Below are 19,588 nucleotides of genomic sequence, written 5' to 3'. Positions count from 1 at the left end.
GGCGAATCAGATGAGAGGCAAAGTCGCTACCCGGTGGCTGGCCGGCGGTGCCGCTGCGGTCGCAGGTGCCGTCGCCGCGCTGGCGCTGCAGATCCCGCACGCCTCGGCCGCCACGAACCTGAGCATCGGCGCCGGCGCCGACGGCTCCAGCAAGGCCAGCGGCACCAGCTACGGCAACGTCATCGACGGCAACACCAGCACATTCTGGTCACCGAGCGGCTCGACCGGCACGATCTCGGTCAAGTGGGGCGGCGCCACCACGGTGTCCTCGGCCGTCATCGTGCAGGCCTCGGGCGGCGGCTCGATCAGCGGCTGGCAGCTCACGAACCACGACACGGGCACCGTCCTGGCCAGCGGCAGCAGCGCCCCGGGCACCGTCAACTTCTCCTCGACGTCGCTGAAGAAGATCTCCTTCGTCATCACCAGCGCGTCCGGCGCCCCGCGGATCGCCGAGTTCGAGACGTACGCCAGCGGCGGGTCGACCCCGACCACCAGCCCCACCACCAGCCCCACCAGCGGCCCGACATCCGGCCCGACCAGCAACCCCGGCACGCCGACCGGCGCGTGGCCGTCGTCGGCCGGCTCGGTGAGCATCTCGGGCACGGTCAACGTCTCCGGCACCTTCGACGGCGGGATGAAGACCTACTGCTGCATCGGTGACGGTGGGCAGGGCGAGTCGCAGGACCCGATGTTCAAGATCGCCAACGGCGGCACGTTGCAGAACGTCATCCTCGGTTCGCCCGCCGGCGACGGCGTGCACTGCGAGGGCACCTGCACGTTGCGCAACGTGTGGTGGAACGACATCGGCGAGGACGCCGCCACCTTCAAGCAGACCAACGGCGGCACCTCCTACGTCATCGGCGGCGGCGCGCGCAGCGGCAGCGACAAGACCTTCCAGCACAACGGCAACGGCACGGTCAACATCTCCGGCTTCTACCTCAAGGGGTCCGGCAAGCTGTACCGCGGCTGCGGCAACTGCACCACCTCGTACACCCGCCACGTGCGCATCGACAACGTCCTCGTCGACGACATCGACATGCTCGCCGGCATCAACAGCAACTGGAACGACACCGCGACGATCACCCGCGTGGTCGTCATCGGCTCGGCCACCATCTGCGGCAAGTACCAGGGCGTGCCCAAGGGCAGCGAACCCAGCTACCTCGGTGAGGGCTGGAACGACGCCAACTGCAAGGTCAACAGGAGCGACGTCACCTTCCGGTAGTCACTGCCGGCGGCCGGGTGCTCGATCCTCGGAAGAGTTCCCGCGCTGGTGGTGATGGGTGGGCGCGGCAGGTTTCGAACCTGCGACCCCTCGCTTGTAAGGCGAGTGCTCTCCCACTGAGCTACGCGCCCCGAACGCCCGCGCGGCGGGCCGGAGTCCGGCAAGCTTACCCTGCCGGTTCCGGTCCGCCGCGTCGGTGTGCCCGTGGTGGGATCAGGCGGCGACGGCGTCCGCCAGCGCCTTGCGCCAGCCCTGCTGGTCGCGCGCCTCGCCCGGCATGTTCATCTCGGCGAACCTGACGACGCCGGCCTTGTCGATCACGAACGTGCCGCGGTTGGCGATGCCGGCGACGTCGTTGAAGACGCCGTACGCCTGGGCGACCGCGCCGTGCGGCCAGAAGTCGGCCAGCAGCGGGAACTGGTAGCCCTCCTTCTCGGCCCAGATCTTGTGGGCGTAGACCGAGTCCACGCTCACGGTGAGCACCTGGACGTCGTCGTTGACGTACTCGTTGAGGTTGTCCCGCACCTCGCACAGCTCGCCCTGGCAGATGCCGGTGAAGGCGAGCGGGTAGAAGACCAGCAGCACGGTGCGCTTGCCGCGGAAGTCCGACAGCCGGACCTCCTGGTTGTTCTGGTCCTTGAGCACGAAGTCCGGCGCCTCGGCGCCAACCTCGATCGGCATGCGAGCTCCTTGGGTCGATTCTGGAGGTGGCATCAGCCTGCCACACCCGAGGGCCGGGGCCACCGAGTGTGGCCGGCCCCACGGGCGGGGGCAGGTTCGGCTACTTCTTGCCCTTGGCCCCCCGGCGCAGCACGAGGCGGGCGCCGCTCCAGTCCCGGCCGGCGTTGACCGTGGACGTCTGTTGCAGGCCGGCGGTGGGCGCGGACTCCGCGATCTCGCTCGGCTCGACGTGGCCCTCCCGCCCGGCCTTGGGGGTCAGCAGCCACACGACGCCGTTGTCGGCCAGCGGGCCGAGGGCGTCGACGAGCAGCTCGAAGAGGTCACCGTCGCCGTCTCGGTACCAGACCAGCACCGCGTCGACCACCTCGTCGGTGTCCTCGTCGACCAGCTCTCCACAGCGGTCGGTCAGGGCGTCCCGGAGATCCTGGTCGACGTCCTCGTCGTACCCCATCTCCATGACGACCATCCCCGGCTCGATACCGAACCGGTCCGCCAGGCTGCGTACCCCGTCGGCGGCCTGACCAGCGGTCGCGCTCACTGTCGCGTGCCTCCTCATCTCGTCCCTGCTCGCGGCGTCGCGGCGACGCCGTCAGGCAAAGTCCACACACTTGCAGCCCCCCGCGCAAGTGGCGCACCGGGTGGAACGGAATTTACCGTGCCAGCAGCGTACGGGCACCCTGGGTGATGGCATCCTCGGTGACCAGCACCGCACGCGTTGCCGGACCTAATGGTACAAACGAGTCAATTGCGGCCACCCGGCGCGCCGCACCGACGTATCCGCCGTCGACCAGCGCCGCGAGCACCCCCTCGCCGACCCCGCCGGAGCGGCGCGTCTCGTCCACGACCAGCACCCGGCCGGTCACCGACGCCTCCCGGACGATGTCGGCGACCGGCAGCGGGGCGAGCCAGCGCAGGTCGACGACGCGGCTGCCGACCCCCTCGTCGGCGAGGGTGGCGGCGGCGCGCAGCGACATCGGCACCCCGTTACCGAAAGTGACGATCGTGACGTCCTCGGCGGAGCCGACGCCGTACACCCGGGCCCGGCCGATCGGCGCGTGGCCGGCGGCCCACGCGCCCGGCTCGGCGTAGTCGGACAGCCACTCCCCGTCACCTTCGGCGTAGAGGTCGCGGGTGTGGTAGAGCGCGATCGGCTCCACCAGCACGCAGACGCTGCCGTCGACCGCCGCGCTCGCCAGGCAGGTACGCACCATCGCGGCGGCGTCGTCCGGCCGCGCCGGCACCGCGACCACCAGCCCGGGCACGTCCCGCAGCACGGCCAGGGAGTTGTCGTTGTGGAAGTGCCCGCCGAAGCCCTCCTGGTACGCCAGCCCCGGCACCCGCACCACCATCGGGTTGCGGAACGCCCCCGAGGAGAAGAACCGCATGGTCGCCGCCTCGCCGCGCAACTGGTCCTCGGCGTTGTGCAGGTACGCCAGGTACTGGATCTCCGGGACCGGCAGCAGCCCGGCCAGCCCCGCGCCCAGCCCGAGCCCGAGGATCGACGTCTCGTCGAGCAGCGTGTCGAAGACCCGGGCCGCGCCGTAGCGGTCCCGCAGCCCCTTCGTCACCCCGTACACCCCGCCCCTGGCGGCGACGTCCTCGCCGAAGACGACCATGCCGGGGTGGTCGAGCATGCCGTCGGCGAGGGCGGCGTTGATGCTCTGCGCCAGGGTGAGCGGGCCGGCCGCCTCGGGCAGCCGGCCGCCGAACGTGTCCGCGCGGACCGCCGCGCCGGGTCCGCCGGCCCGGACCGCCGCGTCGGCGACCGCGCGGGCCACCCGGGCCGGGCGGCGGGGCGCGAGCTCCGCGACCACCTCGGCCGCGGAGGCGAGCTTCGGTTCGCCGAGCACCTCCTCCGCGATGCGGCGCACCTGCCAGCCGCGCTCGTCGTAGCGGGCCAGCAGCTCGCCGGTCGTCGCGACGCCCGCCGCCACGAGCAGCCGGGCGGTGGCCAGCACCGGGTCCCGGTCCAGGTCCGCGGCGATCTCGCCGGCGCTGCGGTACGCCGTCTCGGCGTCCGCGCCGGCGTGCCCCATCAGCCGTACGGTGCTCAGGTGCAGCACCGCCGGCCGCCGGTGCCGGCGCACCCAGCCGGCCGCCTCCACCGCCGCCGCGTACGTCTGCACCGGATCGGTGCCGTCGGCGGAGAAGTAGCGGATGCCCGGCTTGGACCGCAGGGTCGCCTCCACCCACCCCTTCGGGGACCGGACGCTGATGCCGAGGCCGTTGTCCTCGCACACGAACAGCACCGGGATGCGCAGGCCGGTGTGGTCGTACCAGCCGGCGGTGTTGAACGCGGCGGTGGCGCTGGCGTGGTTGACCGAGGCGTCGCCGAACGAGCAGACCACGATGGCGTCCGGCGGCCACGGCGAGCGGGGCGGCTGCCCGACGTCGCCGAGCGGGTCGGCCCCGGCCCGCCGCCCGGCCGGGTCGCGGCGGCGCAGCCGTTCCAGGGCCAGCCCCGCGCCGACCGCCCGGGGCAGGTGCGAGGCGATGGTGGAGGTGGTCGGGACGATCGCGAGGTCGGCCCGGCCGAAGACCTTGTGCCGGCCCCCGGCGATCGGCTCCCGCGCCGAGGCGACCATCCCGCGCAGCACGTCCCGGGCGGCACCGGCGTACGCGTCCTCCCGGACGGCCTCGCCCTCCCCGGCGGACGCGTCCTGTCCGACGGCCGCGTCGTCCCCGACGGCCGGGTGGTCGCGGCCCGCCGCCGGGCCGCCAGCCGCACCGGCCCCGGCCCCGGCCTCCGCCCCGGCCCCGGGCTCGGCCCCGGGCGACGTGGTCCCGGTGCCGGACGGCGCTCCCTGCGCCCCGGGGGGCGGGGCCCCGAGCTCGGGCGTCCCGACCTCGGGCATCATGGCCCCGGGCATCCCGGCCCCGGGCTCCGACGGCGTGGACTCCGCCCCGGGCGGCGTGGACTCCGCCCCGGACGCCGGTGCGGCGGCCTCCTCCTCCGGCACGGGGAAGGCGACCTCCCCGGCGGCCTGGGCGGCGCGCAGGCAGTAGAACGCGCCCGAACGGTAGTGCAGCAGGGCCGGGTCGCCGGGACGCAGCGCGGCGGCCACCGCGGCGTTGCCCTCGTGGCCGGCGGAGCCGATCGTGTAGAAGCCCTCGCCGAAGCTGCGCAGCCACCGCCCGGCGAGGTCCAACTGCCGGCTGGTGACCTGGGCGTCGAAGAGGTCCAGCAACTGCGCCCCGGTCAGCGGCGCGTCGTCGTGGACCGGCTCGGCCGGATCACGTCGCCGGGGCGCGGCGGCGAGCCCGGCGAGGGCCTCCCGGAACCGGTCATCGAGATCTTGCGGGGTGGTCACGTCCGACAGCATTACCGACGCGGCGGCCGGTCGCCCACTCAGACACGGTCCGCCCGGGACCGGTCACCGCCGCCACCGGCCCCGGCGGCGCGTCAGCGCACGGCATGCTGCTCGGGGCAGCCGCCGTCGGCGACCTTCCACACCAGCTCGCGCAGGGTGGCCAGCTCGGCGTCGGTGAGCCCGTCGAGCAGTCGGGAGTCCGACATCACCCGCTGGACGCGGTCGCGCACCCGCCGGCCGTCCCCGGTGACCACGAGGGTCTTCTGCCGCCGGTCGGTCGGGTCGGCCCGGCGCTCCACGAGGCCCGCCTGCTCCAGCTTGTCGACCAGGGCGGTGACGTTGGAGCGGTCGCAGCGCAACCGCTCGGCCAGGTCGCGGGCCGGCAGCGGGCGGTCCGGGTCCAGCACGTGCAGCGCCCGGGCGACGGCCGGCGTGAGGCCCAGCCCGGCCACCCCGGCGTCCTGCCAGTGCCGGAGGGCCGAGGCGACGTGCAGGATCCGGCGCACGGCGTCCCCGGCCAGGTCGGCGCGGGCATCCGCGTGCGGCGTCGCCTCGGTGGGGATGCGCTGCGCCATGGCGCAATCGTACGCCGCCCCAACTGTTGACCACCTCCACCAGTTTGGGGAAGGAGGGGCCCCTTGTTAACGCCTTCGGTAGAGAGGGGTCCCCTTCTCACGCCCTTCCCCGCCGCGCCGCCCGGCCCGCGCCCGCCCGGCCCGCGCCCGCCCGGCCCGCGCCCGCCCGGCCCGCGCCCGCCCGGCCCGCGCCCGCCCGGCCCGCGCCGCAGGCCCGCTCAGCGGGTGTTAACAGGGGTCCCTTGTTCGACAAAAGGCGATAACAAGGGGCCCTTCCTTTCACCTGGCGGCCATCGGCGGACGCGACGCTCCCCGGAGTCGAACAACACGGACTCTGGGGAGGAAACCGTGACACTGTCCCGACGTACGATCCTGCTCTCCGGCGCGGCGGTCGGCGCGGCCGGCGCGCTGGCCGGGCTGCCCGTGGCGGCCGGCGCGGCGGCCGCCCGCCCGCTGCGGCAGGACCCGTTCACCCTCGGGGTGGCCTCGGGCGACCCCGACCACGAGGGTTTCGTGCTGTGGACGCGGCTGGCCCCGCAGCCCCTCGCGGAGGACGGCCTCGGCGGCATGCCGTCGCGGCCGGTGGCGGTGACCTGGGAGGTCGCCGCCGACGAGGGGATGCGGCACGTGGTACGCCGGGGCGTGGCGCAGGCCCGCCCCGAGGCGGCGCACTGCGTGCACGTGGAGCTGGGCGGGCTGCTGCCGGGCCGGGAGTACTTCTACCGGTTCCGGGCCGAGGGGTACGCGTCCGCGGTGGGGCGCACCCGCACCGCCCCGGCCCCGGAGAGCCTGCCGTCGGCCCTGGCGATGGGCTTCGTCTCCTGCTCGCAGTACGAGCACGGGTACTTCACCGCGTACCGGCGGCTGGCCGAGACCGAGCCGGAGCTGATCCTGCACCTGGGCGACTACCAGTACGAGTACGAGAAGGGCACCTACACGGTGCCGGGCGGGAACCCGCGCGACCACGAGGGCCCGGAGACCCGGACGCTGGCGAACTACCGGCAGCGGCACGCCCAGTACAAGACCGACGCGGACCTCCAGGCGGCGCACGCGGTGGCCCCCTGGGTGGTGGTCTTCGACGACCACGAGGTGGAGAACAACTGGGCCGACGAGGTGCCGGAGGCGCCCGACCCGGACTTCCTCGCCCGGCGGGCGGCGGCGTTCCAGGCGTACTACGAGAACATGCCGCTGCGGCGGACCTCCCTGCCGCGCGGCATCGACATGCAGCTGTACCGGCGGGTGCGCTGGGGCCGGCTGGCCACGTTCCACATGCTCGACACCCGGCAGTACCGCGACGACCAGGCGTGCGGCGACGGGTACCAGGAGTGCCCGGCGGCGGCCGACCCGGCCCGGTCGATCACGGGCGCGGAGCAGGAGGCGTGGCTGCTCGACGGGTTCCGCCGCTCCGACGCGCGCTGGGACATCCTCGGCCAGCAGGTCTTCTTCGCGCAGCGGGACAACAACTCGGGGCCGCTGACGGTCACCAGCATGGACGCCTGGGACGGGTACGTGGCCTCCCGGGACCGGATCACCCGGGGCTGGCTGGCCGCCGGGGTGCGCAATCCGGTGGTGCTCACCGGCGACGTGCACGCCCACTGGGCCAGCGACCTGAAGCTGGACTACGCCGACCCCACGTCGCGCACCGTCGGCAGCGAGCTGGTCTGTTCCTCGGTCACGTCGACCGGCGACGGCGCGGACTCGGCGACGGGCTCCCACCCGTGGTTCGCGTTCAACCCGCACCTGCGCTTCCAGAACAACCTCCGGGGGTACGTCCGCACGACGATCACCCCGGCGCAGCTGGCGGCGGACTTCGACGTGGTGCCGTACGTGAGCCGGCCGGATGCGCCGGCGTACACCCGGGCGACGTTCGTGATCGAGGACCGGGTGCCGGGCCTGCACCAGACGTACGACCGGCCGCCGGCACCGGGCGCGCGCACCGCACCGGGGGCCGGGGTGGACCTGGGCCGGCAGACGGTGGAGGCGGAGACCCTGCGGCCCTGAGCGGGCCCCGGGCGGTGGTGGCCGCCTCGCGCGGGCGGGCGGCGGTCAGCCGGGGAGGAACGAGAAGCGGACCTTGCGGGTGGGGTTGTCGCCGTTGGTGTCGACCAGGCAGATGGACTGCCAGGTGCCGAGCGCGAGCCGCCCGTCGATCACCGGCAGGGTCGCGTACGGGGGGACGAGGCCGGGCAGCACGTGGTCGCGCCCGTGGCCGGGCGAGCCGTGCCGGTGCCGCCAGCGGTCGTCGGTGGGCAGCACGTCGTCCAGCGCCCGGAGCAGGTCGTCGTCGGAGCCGGCCCCGGTCTCGATGACGGCGAGGCCGGCGGTGGCGTGCGGCACGAAGACGTGCAGCAGGCCGTCGCCGGCGCCGGAGACGAACCGTTCCGCCTCGGCGGTGATGTCCCGGACGGTCGGTCGGGAGCCGGTCTGGACGGTGATCACCTCGGTGCGCATACGCCGCATTCTGCCGCCGGGACCCGGGTCTGTCAGCCGGGGCCGGTCGTGTCGGCGGGCCCGCGCTAGCCGGGCCCTCGTCAGCCGGGGAGCCGGCAGGGCCCGCGTCAGCCGGGCCCCGGGTCGCCGGACCAGCCGGCGCCGGCGTCGCCGGTGTGGAAGTCGGCACCGGGCTGGCCGGCGCCCGCGCCGTACGCGCCGGAGCCGTACGAGGCGGCGGGGTCGCCGGTGGTGGTGGCGTAGCCGTAGCGGGCGCCCCGGCCGCCGGCGCGGTTGAGCAGCACCAGGCCCACGGCGAGCAGGGCCAGGCCGAACAGGCCCACGGGGGCGGCGTCCAGTCGGCCGCCGGCGAGGCCGAGCACCGACAGCAGGAGGGTGAGCGCTCCGGCCAGCACGAGTGCGCTCGCCACGGCTCGCAGCATCGTCATGGGTCGACGGTAGGGGGCGAGCGCAAACCACCAGAAGTTACCGGCCGGTACCTGTGTTGAGCGTCGCGTCTGGGGGAGCCAGACGTGACGAAAACCGTCGGTAGAAGGCAGGATGAACATCTAGAGACCTATCCCACACACAACCGAGGGAACGCCTGTGGCCACGGAACGCAAGCGCCCGGTGATCACCGCCGGTCTGCCGAGCCAGCTTCCGGACATCGACCCCGAAGAGACCGGCGAATGGGTCGAGTCGCTGGACGGTGTCATCGACGAGCGTGGAACCAAACGCGCCCGGTACGTGATGCTGCGCCTGCTGGAGCGCGCGCGGGAGCGCCAGGTCGGGGTGCCATCGCTGACGACCACCGACTACATCAACACCATCCCGCCGGAGCGCGAGCCGTGGTTCCCGGGTGACGAGCACATCGAGCGGCGGATCCGGGCGTACATCCGGTGGAACGCGGCGATGCTGGTGCACCGCGCGCAGCGCCCCGAGATCGGCGTCGGCGGGCACATCTCGACGTTCGCCAGCTCCGCGTCGCTCTACGAGGTGGGCTTCAACCACTTCTTCCGGGGCAAGGAGCACCCGGGCGGCGGCGACCACATCTTCTACCAGGGCCACGCCTCGCCGGGCATGTACGCGCGGGCGTTCCTGGAGGGGCGGCTGAGCGAGAACCAGCTCGACGGGTTCCGCCAGGAGCTGTCCCACCCGGGCGGCGGGCTGCCGTCGTATCCGCACCCGCGGCTGATGCCGGACTTCTGGGAGTTCCCGACCGTCTCGATGGGCCTCGGCCCGCTGAACGCGATCTACCAGGCCCGGTTCAACCGGTACCTGCACCACCGGGGCATCAAGGACACCTCGCAGCAGCACGTGTGGGCGTTCCTCGGCGACGGCGAGATGGACGAGGTCGAGTCGCTCGGCGCGATCGGCGTGGCCGCCCGCGAGGAGCTGGACAACCTCACCTTCGTGATCAACTGCAACCTCCAGCGGCTCGACGGGCCGGTCCGGGGCAACGGCAAGATCATGCAGGAGCTGGAGGCGTTCTTCCGGGGCGCCGGCTGGAACGTCATCAAGGTGGTCTGGGGCCGGGAGTGGGACCCGCTGCTCGCCGCCGACACCGACGGCGCGCTGGTCAACCTGATGAACAGCACGCCCGACGGTGACTACCAGACCTACAAGGCGGAGTCCGGGGCGTACGTGCGGGAGCACTTCTTCGGCCGCGACGCGCGCACCCGCAAGATGGTCGAGGGGCTCACCGACGACGAGATCTGGAACCTCAAGCGGGGCGGGCACGACTACCGCAAGCTCTACGCGGCCTACAAGGCGGCGATGGAGCACACCGGCCAGCCGACGGTGATCCTGGCCAAGACGATCAAGGGCTGGACGCTCGGCTCGCACTTCGAGGGCCGCAACGCCACGCACCAGATGAAGAAGCTGACGCTGGACGACCTGAAGCTGTTCCGCGACCGGCTCTACCTGGACATCTCGGACAAGACGCTGGAGGAGAACCCCTACCTCCCGCCGTACTTCACGCCGGGCGAGAAGTCCGAGGAGATCGCCTACCTGCGGGAGCGGCGGGAGCAGCTCGGCGGCTACCTTCCGTCGCGGCGGACCGCCGGCAGGGCGCTGGCGATCCCGGGCAGCGAGCGGTTCTCCGACGTCAAGCGCGGTTCGGGCAAGCAGAAGGTGGCCACCACGATGGCCTTCGTCCGCCTGCTCAAGGACATCATGAAGGACAAGGAGTTCGGCAAGCGCTGGGTGCCGATCATCCCGGACGAGGCCCGCACGTTCGGCATGGACTCGCTGTTCCCGACGGCGAAGATCTACTCGCCGCACGGCCAGCGCTACACCTCGGTCGACCGGGAGCTGTTCCTGTCGTACAAGGAGGCGACGACCGGGCAGATCCTGCACGAGGGGATCAACGAGGCGGGCTCGGTGGCCTCGTTCACCGCCGCCGGCACCGCGTACGCCACGCACGGCGAGCCGATGATCCCGCTCTACATCTTCTACTCGATGTTCGGCTTCCAGCGCACCGGCGACGGGTTCTGGGCGGCGGCCGACCAGATGGCGCGGGGCTTCGTGCTCGGCGCGACCGCCGGGCGGACCACGCTCAACGGCGAGGGCCTCCAGCACGAGGACGGCCACTCGCTGCTGCTCGCCGCCACCAACCCGGCGGTGGTGGCCTACGACGCGGCGTTCGCGTTCGAGCTGGCGCACATCATGGAGAACGGCCTGCACCGGATGTACGGCGAGCAGCCGGAGAACATCTTCTACTACCTGACCATCTACAACGAGCCGATCCACCAGCCGGCCGAGCCGGCCGACGTGGACGTCGAGGGGCTGCTCAAGGGCATCTACCGCTACTCCCCCGCCCCGAAGGTCGACGGCGACGGGCCGCGGGCCAACATCCTGGCCTCCGGCACCGGCATGCAGTGGGCGCTCAAGGCGCAGCAGCTCCTCGCCCAGGACTGGGGGGTGGCCGCCGACGTGTGGTCGGTGACCTCCTGGACGGAGCTGCGCCGCGACGCGGTGGAGTGCGAGGAGCACAACCTGCTCAACCCGGGCGCGGAGCAGCGGGTGCCGTACATCCAGCAGAAGCTCGCCGACGCCGACGGGCCGAAGGTCGCGGTCAGCGACTGGATGCGCGCCGTACCGGACCTGATCGCCCGCTGGGTACCGGGCGACTACACCTCGCTCGGCACCGACGGGTTCGGCATGTCCGACACCCGGCACGCGCTGCGCCGGCACTTCCACGTCGACGCCGAGTCGGTGACGGTCGCGACGCTGCGGCAGCTCGCCCTGCGCGGCACGGTGCCGGCGTCGACCCCGGCCGAGGCGGCGAAGAAGTACGCCATCGACGACGTGAACGCGGCGCCGGTCGGCGAGACCGGCGGCGACAGCTAGCCCACGGACACCGCCGAGGGGCCCGGTGCGCGGTGCGCACCGGGCCCCTCTCTGCGTATCCCCGGGTCCGCCCCGGATGGCGTGACGGCGGTGGCCCGGGCGTTCCTGGTGGGGACGCGGCGGGCCACCGCCGTCGCGGATGGCGCCGTGAGACGGGCCCCGCTCAGCCGACGGCGGCCAGGTCGGTCAGCCGGGCCAGCGAGTCCTCCAGGTCGGCGCCGACCCGCCGCAGACCGAGCCGGAGGAGGGCGGCCTTGACCGGGCCGGCGGGCCAGCGTACGACGATGAGCCGCACGATGGTCCCGCCCTCCTCCTCGTCCGCGGTGAGCTGGACGTAGATCTCGGTGCGGGCCTCGGCCCGGGCACCGGCGCCCTTGGCGCGTTCCCGCCAGCCGATCAGGGTCGGCTCCTGGTAGGCGATCACCTCGGCCTCGTGCGCCGACCCGCGCCCGGCCTGGACCAGTTGTCGCCGGCCGAAGCCCTCCCCCGAGAGGACCTCCGCCGCGCGAACTCCCGCCAGCCAGGCCGGCAACTGCTCGGCCCGCTGCACGACTTCCCAGACCGCTTCCACCGGCGCCATCACGTGCGCACTGCGTTCGACGAGGATCATTTCGTTCTTTCCCCCACTGAGGACATCCGCGATATTCGGCACTCTATGCGCTAAATCGGACGCAACCGGACAACTTTGGAAAAGACACGCCGAAAACCCTTGCGTCCCGATCGCAATCGACCTATGGCGCAAACTCCCACCGCGGCCTAGAGTCCGAACACGTTTCACGTTCGTCCGGCCGGACGGCCGCACGAACGTCGGACGTCGCGCGTCCCGCGCCCGCGGACGCCGCCGGCCCCTGCCGCCTGGAGAGCGCATGACCACCGAGCCGCTGCCCGAGTTCCCGGCCGGATTCCGCTGGGGAGTCTCCACCTCCGCATACCAGATCGAGGGCGGGGCGACCGCCGCCGGCCGGGGGCCCTCCATCTGGGACACCTTCGCGCACACCCCCGGGCTGATCGCCGACGGCAGCACCGGCGACGTCGCCTGCGACCACTGGCACCGGCACGCCGAGGACGTCGCGCTGATGGCCGGGCTCGGGGTGTCGGCGTACCGCTTCTCGGTGGCCTGGCCCCGGGTCCAGCCCGGCGGGTCCGGGCCCGCCCACGCCGCCGGCCTCGACTTCTACGACCGGCTCGTGGACGACCTGGCCGCCGCCGGGATCGACCCGGTCGCCACCCTCTACCACTGGGACCTGCCGCAGCCCCTCCAGGACGCCGGGGGCTGGCTGCACCGGGACACCGCCGCCCGGTTCGCCGAGTACGCCGACCTGGTCGCCGCCCGCCTCGGCGACCGGGTGAAGCTGTGGATCACCCTCAACGAGCCGTTCATCCACATGAGTCTCGGCTACGGCACCGGCGAGCACGCCCCCGGCCAGACGCTGCTGTTCGACGCGTTCCCGGCGGCCCACCACCAGCTCCTCGGGCACGGGCTGGCCGTCGCCGCGCTGCGCGCCCGCACCGCCGGCCCGGTCGCCATCGCCAACAACTACTCGCCGGTGCGCCCGGCCGGCGACACCGACGCCGACCTGGCCGCCGCCGCCGCGTACGACGCGCTGCACAACCGGCTGTTCACCGATCCGCTGCTCGGCCTCGGCTACCCCGACCTGCTCGACCTCGACCCGGGGCTCGTGCGCGGCGACGACCTGGCCGTCATCGCCGCGCCGCTCGACGTGCTCGGCGTGAACTACTACAACCCCTCGGGGGTACGCGCGCCCGAGCCCGGCTCGCCGCTGCCGTTCGAGCTGGTGGAACTCGCCGGGTACCCGCGCACCGCGTTCGGCTGGCCGGTCGCCCCCGACGGGCTGCGCGAGCTGCTCACCGGCCTGCGCGACCGGTACGGCGACCGGCTGCCCCCGATCCAGGTCACCGAGAACGGCTGCGCCTACGACGACGTACCCGATGCCGAGGGCCGGGTCCACGACCCGGACCGGATCGCCTACCTCGACGCCCACCTGCGCGCCCTGCGGGCCGCGATCGACGACGGCGTGGACGTCACGGGCTACTTCGTCTGGTCGCTGCTGGACAACTGGGAGTGGGCGGAGGGCTTCACCAAGCGGTTCGGCCTCGTGCACGTCGACTTCGGCACGGGGGCGCGCACGCCGAAGTCGTCGTACGCCTGGCTGCGCGACACCGCGATCCTGCCCGGCGGCGCGCGCGACGAGCGCACCGCGACCGCGCCTGCCGACGCCGCGCCCGCCGCCCGCCGCGCCACAGCCGACGCGGAGTAGCGCCGTGACCACCGTCGACCCGACGCCGGCGGCGCTGCCCGCCGCGCTCGCCGAGCCGACCGTCCCGGTGCGGCGGAGCTGGATCGCGCTGATCTTCGCGGCGAACCTCGGCGTCTGGATGGCCTTCTTCACCCCGATCCAGGTGCTGCTGCCCCAGCAGATCGAGCGGATCGCCCCGGGCGACAAGGAGGCCATGTTCGCCGTGGTCACCGGCCTCGGCGCGCTCGCCGCGGTGCTGGCCAACCCGCTCGCCGGGGCGCTGTCGGACCGCACCTGCCTGCGGCTGGGCGGCCGGGAGCTGGGCCGCCGGCACGTCTGGACGGCCGGCGGGGCGGTGCTCGGCGCGCTCGCCCTGGTGCTGCTGGCCCGGCAGGACACCATCGCCGGGGTGGCGGTCGGCTGGGTCGCCGCCCAGGTCTGCTTCAACGCGATGCTGGCCAGCCTCACCGCCGGCATCCCCGACCGGGTGCCGGTGCTCCAGCGCGGCGGCGTCTCCGGCTGGGTGGGCATCCCGCAGTCGCTCGGCCTGGTGCTGGGCGCGGTGCTGGTGACCGCCGTGGTCACCGGCAACGCCGCCGGGTACGCCGCCGTCGCGCTGGCCGTGCTGCTGCTGGCGCTGCCGTTCGCGCTGCTCACCGCCGACGACCCGCTGCCCCGGACGCACCGGCCGCCGCTGCGGGTGGGCGCGCTGCTCGCCTCGATGTGGATCAGCCCGCGCCGGCACCCGGACTTCGCCTGGGCCTGGCTCACCCGGTTCCTGGTGCAGCTCGGCAACGCGCTGGGCACCCTGTACCTGCTGTACTTCCTCGCCGACGGGGTGCGCTACCCCGACCCCGAGGGCGGGCTGCTGGTGCTGATCCTGCTCTACACGCTCGGGATGATCCTCACCGCCGTGGTCTCCGGCCGGCTCTCCGACCGCTCCGGCCGGCGCAAGATCTACGTGATCGTCTCCGGGCTGGTGATGGCCGTGGCCGCGCTGCTGCTGGCCGTCGCGCCGGTCTGGCCGATGGCGATGGTCGCGGCGGTGCTGCTCGGCGCGGGCTACGGCGTCTACCTGTCGGTGGACGCGGCGCTGATCACCGAGGTGCTGCCGGCGGCCACGAACCGGGCCAAGGACCTCGGGGTGATCAACATCGCGAACTCCGCGCCGCAGGTGCTCGGCCCGGCGCTGTCCGCCCCGATCGTGGTGCACCTGGGCGGCTACCCGACCCTGTACGCGGTCACCGCGGTGGTCACCGTCCTCGGCAGCGCCCTCGTCGTCAGGATCCGTGGCGTGGCGTGACGGATGATTGCAGGGGGCCCTTCCGATACGGAAAGCGTTAACAAGGGGCCCCTCCTTAAACCTCTTCCTGGCGGCCGTAGGCTGGGGACGTGACGGTACGTGTACGCTTCGCCCCCTCTCCGACCGGAATGTTCCACGTCGGCGGCGCCCGCTCGGCCCTACAGAACTGGATCTACGCCAGGCAGCAGGGCGGGGTGTTCGTGCTCCGCGTCGAGGACACCGACGCCGCGCGCAACAGGCCCGAGTGGACCGAGGGCATCCTGTCGGCGCTGGACTGGATCGGCATCGCCCGGGGCAGCTACGAGGGCCCGTACTTCCAGTCCTCGTACGCCGCCGAGCACCGGGCCGCCGCGCAGCGGCTGCACGAGGGCGGCCGGGCGTACTACTGCGACTGCACCCGCGAGGCCGTACAGGCGCGCACCGGCTCGCAGTACACCGGCTACGACGGCTTCTGCCGCGACCGGGGCCTGGCGGCCGGCGAGGGGCGCGCGCTGCGCTTCCGCACCCCGGACACCGGCGAGACCGTGGTGGTCGACCTGATCCGGGGCGAGCCGACGTTCGAGAACAGGCTGATCGAGGACTTCGTCATCGCCCGGGGCGACGGGTCGCCGGTGTTCCTGCTGGCCAACGTGGTCGACGACATGACCATGGGGATCACCCACGTGATCCGCGCCGAGGAGCACCTACCCAACACGCCCAAGCAGCAGCTCCTGTGGGACGCGCTGGGCGTCAAGCCGCCGGTCTGGGCGCACGTGCCGGTGGTGGTCAACGAGAAGCGGCAGAAGCTGTCCAAGCGGCGGGACAAGGTCGCCCTGGAGGCGTACCGGGACGAGGGCTACCTCGCCGCCGCGATGCGCAACTACCTGATGCTGCTGGGCTGGGCGCCGTCGGGCGACCGGGAGATCGTGCCCTGGTCGGTGATCGAGGAGGAGTTCCGGCTGGAGGAGGTCAACCCCTCCCCCGCGTTCTTCGACGAGAAGAAGCTGCGCGCGTTCAACGGCGACTACATCCGGGCGCTGCCGGTCGACGAGTTCGTGGCCGCGTGCCGGCCGTGGCTGACCGGCACCGACACCGTCGCGCCGCCGCCGTGGCAGCCGGAGGAGTTCGACGAGGCCGCGTTCGCCGCCGTGGCACCGCTGGCGCAGACCCGCATCGCGGTGCTCAGCGAGATCGTGCCGAACGTCGACTTCCTCTTCCTCGCCTCGCCAGTCGTCGACGAGGCGGCGTGGGCGAAGGCCATGAAGGAGGGCGCGGCCGAGCTGCTCGACGCGGCGATCGTCGCGTACGACGGGCTCGCGTCGTGGGACGCCGAGTCGCTGAAGGCAACGCTGGAGGCGGTCGGCGCGGAGCGCGGCCTCAAGCTCGGCAAGGCCCAGGCGCCCGTCCGGGTGGCGGTCACCGGCCGCACCGTCGGGCTGCCGCTGTTCGAGTCGCTGGAGGTCCTGGGCCGCGAGCGCACCCTCGCCCGGTTGCGCGCCGCCCGCCTGCGCCTGCCCTGAGCGGCTACACGACGCGCAGGGGCCCGCCGGTGTACCGGCGGGCCCCTGCGCGTCGTGCGCGGCGGCGGGCGGGCGTCGACGCGAACGGCTGCCGACGGGTGTGCGGCCGGCTGCGGGCGGGGCCGGAGCGGCCGGCTACGGACGGCGGCTGCCGACGGGTGCCGGAGCCGGCGGCGCTCAGGTGCCGGCGCGGCGGCGGCGCACGGTGAACCCGACGGCAGCGGCGACGAGCAGCAGCACGCCGCCGCCCAGCGCCCAGAGCCAGCCGGGCGGGCCCCCGTCGGTCGACTCGCTGGCGGCCGGCACGGCGCTGCCGCCACCGTCCGTGGCCGGGGCGGCCGACGACGGCGCGGCGGCCGACGGCGCATCCGACGGCGGCACGGGCTCGGGCGCGGTGGCCGACGGCGACGGGGGCTCGGCCGGGGTGCCGGTGGTGAGGGTGAACCGCACCTCGCCCTTGATCGGGTGGCCGTCGGCGGAGCCGAGCTGGTAGCCGACGATGTAGAGGCCGGCCTTGCCGGGCGCGAACGGGATGCGCACCCGCGTCCCGGAGAAGGTCGGCTCACCGTCGAGGGCGGCCACGTTGTCCGGCCCGGTGATTGTGATCTTCGTCGTACCCGGGTTGGGTTTCGCCAGGAAACGGAGCTCGACCCGCTCCGGCGCGGTGGCGATCCGCGCGCCGTTGGCCGGGTCGCTGCCGGTCAGCGAGTTGTGCGCGGCGGCCGGCGCGGCCGGGAGCGCGAGCGACACACCGAGCGACACACCGAGCACGACCAAACAGGTACGCGCCACTCGTGGGAACCTGCCCCCCATGTACACCTCCGTAAAGGTACTATCCGCCCGCTGATCTACGGCTGCCTGATTAGTCGAGCCGAGATCGCAGATAGTTCCAATTCCCGATCCAACAGCTGCAACCGATCGACGTTCTGCGCAGTCTTTCAGGTGGGCGCCCCGCCCTGTGGGCATGGTCACCGCCATCGACCGACCAACGCGTGACCTGCAGCGAAGCCATCCAAATCGAACGGGGCGAGGAGGCGGCGATGGTCCGACAGGTACGGCGGTCGTGCCGGGCGGCGGCGGGAGCGCTGCTGGTGACGGCACTGGTCACGACGCTGGCGGGGCCGGTGCGGGCGGCCGGCACGGCCACGGGTCCGGCGACGACGGGCCAGGCGACGACGGGCGCGGCGCTGGCCGACGCGGCCGCCGCCGCCAGCACGGCGCTGGCCCGCAAGGTGCCCAGGAAGACCCTGCCGGCCGGGGTGGACATCACCGGCGTGGGCCTGGCCGAGCCGCTGCGGCTGCGGGCCACCACCCACCCCGTCGAGGTGGTCGCGGTCGTCGACCAGGTGAGCTGGCTGGGCCGCACCGGGGCCGACAAGGGGCCGAAGGCCGCCGACCTCGGGCCGAAGTTCACCGTGGTGGTGCTGGTCGGGGAGATCGCCACCCAGACCTACGACCTCTATCCGCTGGCCAAGGGCGGCCCCCGGGTCTACCGGCCGGCAAAGCAGCCGGACCCGGCCCGCAAGGACAAGGCCGGCTGGTTCCTCGGCCGGCTCAGCATGTCCGAGACGCTGCGGACGGTCGGGGTGCCGCTGGAGCGGCAGCTCGACACGGTCAGCGGCGGCGTCGGGGGCGGCGAGCGGGTGCTGCCCGACGACTCGCTGAACCCGGCCGGCGACATCGACGAGGCGCTCGCCGAGTTGCAGCGGCTGCTGCTGCTCAACGTCGGCGTGATGCTGGTGATCACCCTCGGGCTGGCCGGGATCGCGCTGCTGATCCGCCGCCGCACCCGCTGACGGGCCCGGCCCCGTGCCACTCGGCGCGGGGCCGACGTGCCGTCGGCACCAGCGGCGAGGTCTCAGCAGCGGCGTGCCGTCAGCACCAGCGGCGCGGCGGGCGTTCCCGGCGCAGGGCCCGGTGCCGGGGGCGGACCGGGCCGTGCCGGTGCGCGCCGGCCCAGCCCGGCAGGTCGCTGCGGCAGGCCCCGGCGCGGCCCGACTCGTCGTCGGCGGGCGGCTCGGCGGCACGCTGGCGCGGCACCGGGGCGTCCTCGTCGGCCGGCGCGGCGCCCCGGCCGCAGGTCGGCTCCGCGGCCCACCCGTAGGGTGCCTCCGCGGCCCGGCCGTAGTTCGGCTCCGCGGCCCGGCCGCAGGCCGGCTCGGCAGGATGGGGCGGCCCGGTGAGCCGGCGGGGATGCTTCGCCGCCGGCTCGTGGTGGCCCGGCCTGCCGGACTCCCCCTGGGCGCAGCCCGGCTCGGCCTCCCCGTGCGCCATCGGCGGTCTCCTCACGCTCTTCCTCGCCCGCCGGCCGGTCCCTGGCCCGCGTGCCCTGTCACCGTACTGGGGCGGGCGGACGCGTCGTGCGGCGCGTACCCCACCTCAGCGGCGGGGGCGGCTCGGAAAGATCGTCTCCCAGACCGGGAACGCGACCAGCCAGATCAGCAGGGCGACGGTGAGCGTGCGGGCGAAGTCCCACAGGGCGCGGGTGCGTTCGGCGTCACCGACGAAGGCGATCCCCGCCACCAGCAACGCGCAGGCCACGGCCCAGCCGAGCAGGGCCTTGGCCCACTCCCGCCACTCGTGCCGGGCGCGGGCCCAGCCGTGGCGCGGCGGCCGGACCGGGGGCGGCCCGCCGGCGAACCGGTGGGCGAAGCGCTGGTCGGCCCAGCGGATCATCGAGTGGCCGAAGGCGACCGAGAACCCGAGGTAGGCGGCGGCCAGGCCGTGCGTGACGTCCGCGGTGGCCCCGCGCCGCAGGTCCAGCGCGGCCGCCGCGAGCAGCGCCAGGTCGACCAGGGGTACGCAGAGCAGCAGGGCCGCGCCGAGGCGGGGGCGGCGCAGCGGGTAGCGGGCCACGAGCCCCGCCACCAGCAGCACCCAGAACCCGATCTCGCACCCGACGATGACCGCGACCAGCACGACGACCTCCCCCTGTCCGTGGCCTCCAGCGTGCCGCCC

The 19,588-nt window shown here is 73.8% G+C and carries 17 protein-coding genes and 1 tRNA gene; 7 read left to right on the top strand and 11 right to left on the bottom strand.

From position 1 onward, the window contains the following. The first annotated feature begins 10 nt into the window (after positions 1-10). Positions 11-1,222, top strand: coding sequence for a pectate lyase (locus HDA31_RS06170; RefSeq protein ID WP_178065982.1), 1,212 nt, complete (start codon positions 11-13; stop codon positions 1,220-1,222). A 59-nt stretch (positions 1,223-1,281) separates the two neighbouring features. On the opposite strand, the gene HDA31_RS06165 is transcribed toward HDA31_RS06170, so the two are convergent. From HDA31_RS06165 to HDA31_RS06145, 5 genes are all read right to left on the bottom strand, one after another. Beyond that, a tRNA-Val gene (locus tag HDA31_RS06165) sits at positions 1,282-1,353 on the bottom strand. Between the two features lie 82 nt (positions 1,354-1,435). Then, positions 1,436-1,903 (bottom strand): peroxiredoxin, encoded by a 468-nt coding sequence (locus HDA31_RS06160; protein WP_007072327.1) that lies wholly within the window; start codon positions 1,901-1,903, stop codon positions 1,436-1,438. A gap of 100 nt (positions 1,904-2,003) precedes the next feature. Beyond that, positions 2,004-2,441, bottom strand: a complete 438-nt coding sequence (locus HDA31_RS06155; protein WP_074474706.1) for a DUF3052 domain-containing protein — start codon at positions 2,439-2,441, stop codon at positions 2,004-2,006. 112 nt (positions 2,442-2,553) lie between these two features. Further along, positions 2,554-5,226: a transketolase C-terminal domain-containing protein gene (locus HDA31_RS06150; protein WP_178065983.1), complete on the bottom strand. Its 2,673-nt coding sequence runs from the start codon at positions 5,224-5,226 to the stop codon at positions 2,554-2,556. An 80-nt stretch (positions 5,227-5,306) separates the two neighbouring features. After that, positions 5,307-5,789, bottom strand: coding sequence for a MarR family winged helix-turn-helix transcriptional regulator (locus HDA31_RS06145; RefSeq protein ID WP_178065984.1), 483 nt, complete (start codon positions 5,787-5,789; stop codon positions 5,307-5,309). A gap of 348 nt (positions 5,790-6,137) precedes the next feature. On the opposite strand from HDA31_RS06145, the gene HDA31_RS06140 reads away from it, so the two are divergent. Further along, entirely contained in the window at positions 6,138-7,790 is a 1,653-nt protein-coding gene (locus HDA31_RS06140) for an alkaline phosphatase D family protein (protein ID WP_178065985.1), read from the top strand. 45 nt (positions 7,791-7,835) lie between these two features. Here HDA31_RS06140 and HDA31_RS06135 read toward each other — a convergent pair whose 3' ends face one another. Together HDA31_RS06135 and HDA31_RS06130 are read right to left on the bottom strand one after the other, a co-directional pair. After that, a complete protein-coding gene (locus tag HDA31_RS06135) occupies positions 7,836-8,240 on the bottom strand; it encodes a secondary thiamine-phosphate synthase enzyme YjbQ (protein WP_178065986.1) in 405 nt (134 codons plus the stop codon). 107 nt (positions 8,241-8,347) lie between these two features. After that, positions 8,348-8,668, bottom strand: a complete 321-nt coding sequence (locus HDA31_RS06130) for a hypothetical protein (RefSeq protein ID WP_074474701.1) — start codon at positions 8,666-8,668, stop codon at positions 8,348-8,350. A gap of 157 nt (positions 8,669-8,825) precedes the next feature. On the opposite strand from HDA31_RS06130, the gene aceE reads away from it, so the two are divergent. Beyond that, positions 8,826-11,570, top strand: coding sequence for a pyruvate dehydrogenase (acetyl-transferring), homodimeric type (aceE, locus tag HDA31_RS06125; protein WP_178065987.1), 2,745 nt, complete (start codon positions 8,826-8,828; stop codon positions 11,568-11,570). A gap of 163 nt (positions 11,571-11,733) precedes the next feature. Here aceE and HDA31_RS06120 read toward each other — a convergent pair whose 3' ends face one another. Continuing rightward, positions 11,734-12,180 carry an SRPBCC family protein gene (locus tag HDA31_RS06120; RefSeq protein WP_007072337.1) on the bottom strand — a complete coding sequence of 149 codons (447 nt, stop codon included), beginning with the start codon at positions 12,178-12,180 and terminating at the stop codon, positions 11,734-11,736. Between the two features lie 256 nt (positions 12,181-12,436). Here HDA31_RS06120 and HDA31_RS06115 point away from each other — a divergent pair, with 256 nt between their 5' ends. The 3 genes from HDA31_RS06115 to gltX all read left to right on the top strand — a co-directional run bounded on the left by HDA31_RS06115 (position 12,437) and on the right by gltX (position 16,630). Continuing rightward, positions 12,437-13,849 carry a GH1 family beta-glucosidase gene (locus tag HDA31_RS06115; protein ID WP_178065988.1) on the top strand — a complete coding sequence of 471 codons (1,413 nt, stop codon included), beginning with the start codon at positions 12,437-12,439 and terminating at the stop codon, positions 13,847-13,849. A gap of 4 nt (positions 13,850-13,853) precedes the next feature. Then, entirely contained in the window at positions 13,854-15,131 is a 1,278-nt protein-coding gene (locus HDA31_RS06110) for an MFS transporter (RefSeq protein ID WP_074474699.1), read from the top strand. Between the two features lie 89 nt (positions 15,132-15,220). Continuing rightward, complete coding sequence (gene gltX, locus HDA31_RS06105) at positions 15,221-16,630, top strand: glutamate--tRNA ligase (RefSeq protein ID WP_178065989.1); 1,410 nt, start codon at positions 15,221-15,223, stop codon at positions 16,628-16,630. Positions 16,631-16,807: 177 nt separating this feature from the next. On the opposite strand, the gene HDA31_RS06100 is transcribed toward gltX, so the two are convergent. Then, positions 16,808-17,422 (bottom strand): copper resistance CopC family protein, encoded by a 615-nt coding sequence (locus HDA31_RS06100; RefSeq protein ID WP_246384069.1) that lies wholly within the window; start codon positions 17,420-17,422, stop codon positions 16,808-16,810. A 248-nt stretch (positions 17,423-17,670) separates the two neighbouring features. On the opposite strand from HDA31_RS06100, the gene HDA31_RS06095 reads away from it, so the two are divergent. Further along, complete coding sequence (locus HDA31_RS06095; protein ID WP_178065991.1) at positions 17,671-18,426, top strand: hypothetical protein; 756 nt, start codon at positions 17,671-17,673, stop codon at positions 18,424-18,426. A gap of 79 nt (positions 18,427-18,505) precedes the next feature. On the opposite strand, the gene HDA31_RS06090 is transcribed toward HDA31_RS06095, so the two are convergent. Both HDA31_RS06090 and HDA31_RS06085 read right to left on the bottom strand, forming a co-directional pair. Then, on the bottom strand, positions 18,506-18,904 hold the full coding sequence (locus HDA31_RS06090) for a hypothetical protein (protein WP_178065992.1): 399 nt from the start codon (positions 18,902-18,904) through the stop codon (positions 18,506-18,508). Between the two features lie 105 nt (positions 18,905-19,009). Next, positions 19,010-19,549 carry a hypothetical protein gene (locus HDA31_RS06085; RefSeq protein WP_178065993.1) on the bottom strand — a complete coding sequence of 180 codons (540 nt, stop codon included), beginning with the start codon at positions 19,547-19,549 and terminating at the stop codon, positions 19,010-19,012. Between the last annotated feature and the right edge of the window lie 39 nt (positions 19,550-19,588).

This window comes from Micromonospora carbonacea, assembly GCF_014205165.1.
GTDB classification, from domain to species: domain Bacteria; phylum Actinomycetota; class Actinomycetes; order Mycobacteriales; family Micromonosporaceae; genus Micromonospora; species Micromonospora carbonacea.
The sequence above is the reverse complement of the archived record's forward strand: the minus strand, read 5'-3'. Positions and strand labels throughout refer to the sequence as shown.

Bases quoted from the DNA above. Each gene is read 5' to 3' on its own strand.
- HDA31_RS06170 (WP_178065982.1), top strand. From the start codon at position 11: ATGAGAGGCAAAGTCGCTACCCGGTGGCTGGCCGGCGGTGCCGCTGCG.
- HDA31_RS06160 (WP_007072327.1), bottom strand. From the start codon at position 1,903: ATGCCGATCGAGGTTGGCGCCGAGGCGCCGGACTTCGTGCTCAAGGAC.
- HDA31_RS06150 (WP_178065983.1), bottom strand. From the start codon at position 5,226: ATGCTGTCGGACGTGACCACCCCGCAAGATCTCGATGACCGGTTCCGG.
- HDA31_RS06145 (WP_178065984.1), bottom strand. From the start codon at position 5,789: ATGGCGCAGCGCATCCCCACCGAGGCGACGCCGCACGCGGATGCCCGC.
- HDA31_RS06135 (WP_178065986.1), bottom strand. From the start codon at position 8,240: ATGCGCACCGAGGTGATCACCGTCCAGACCGGCTCCCGACCGACCGTC.
- HDA31_RS06130 (WP_074474701.1), bottom strand. From the start codon at position 8,668: ATGACGATGCTGCGAGCCGTGGCGAGCGCACTCGTGCTGGCCGGAGCG.
- HDA31_RS06120 (WP_007072337.1), bottom strand. From the start codon at position 12,180: ATGATCCTCGTCGAACGCAGTGCGCACGTGATGGCGCCGGTGGAAGCG.
- HDA31_RS06115 (WP_178065988.1), top strand. From the start codon at position 12,437: ATGACCACCGAGCCGCTGCCCGAGTTCCCGGCCGGATTCCGCTGGGGA.
- HDA31_RS06095 (WP_178065991.1), top strand. From the start codon at position 17,671: ATGGTCCGACAGGTACGGCGGTCGTGCCGGGCGGCGGCGGGAGCGCTG.
- HDA31_RS06090 (WP_178065992.1), bottom strand. From the start codon at position 18,904: ATGGCGCACGGGGAGGCCGAGCCGGGCTGCGCCCAGGGGGAGTCCGGC.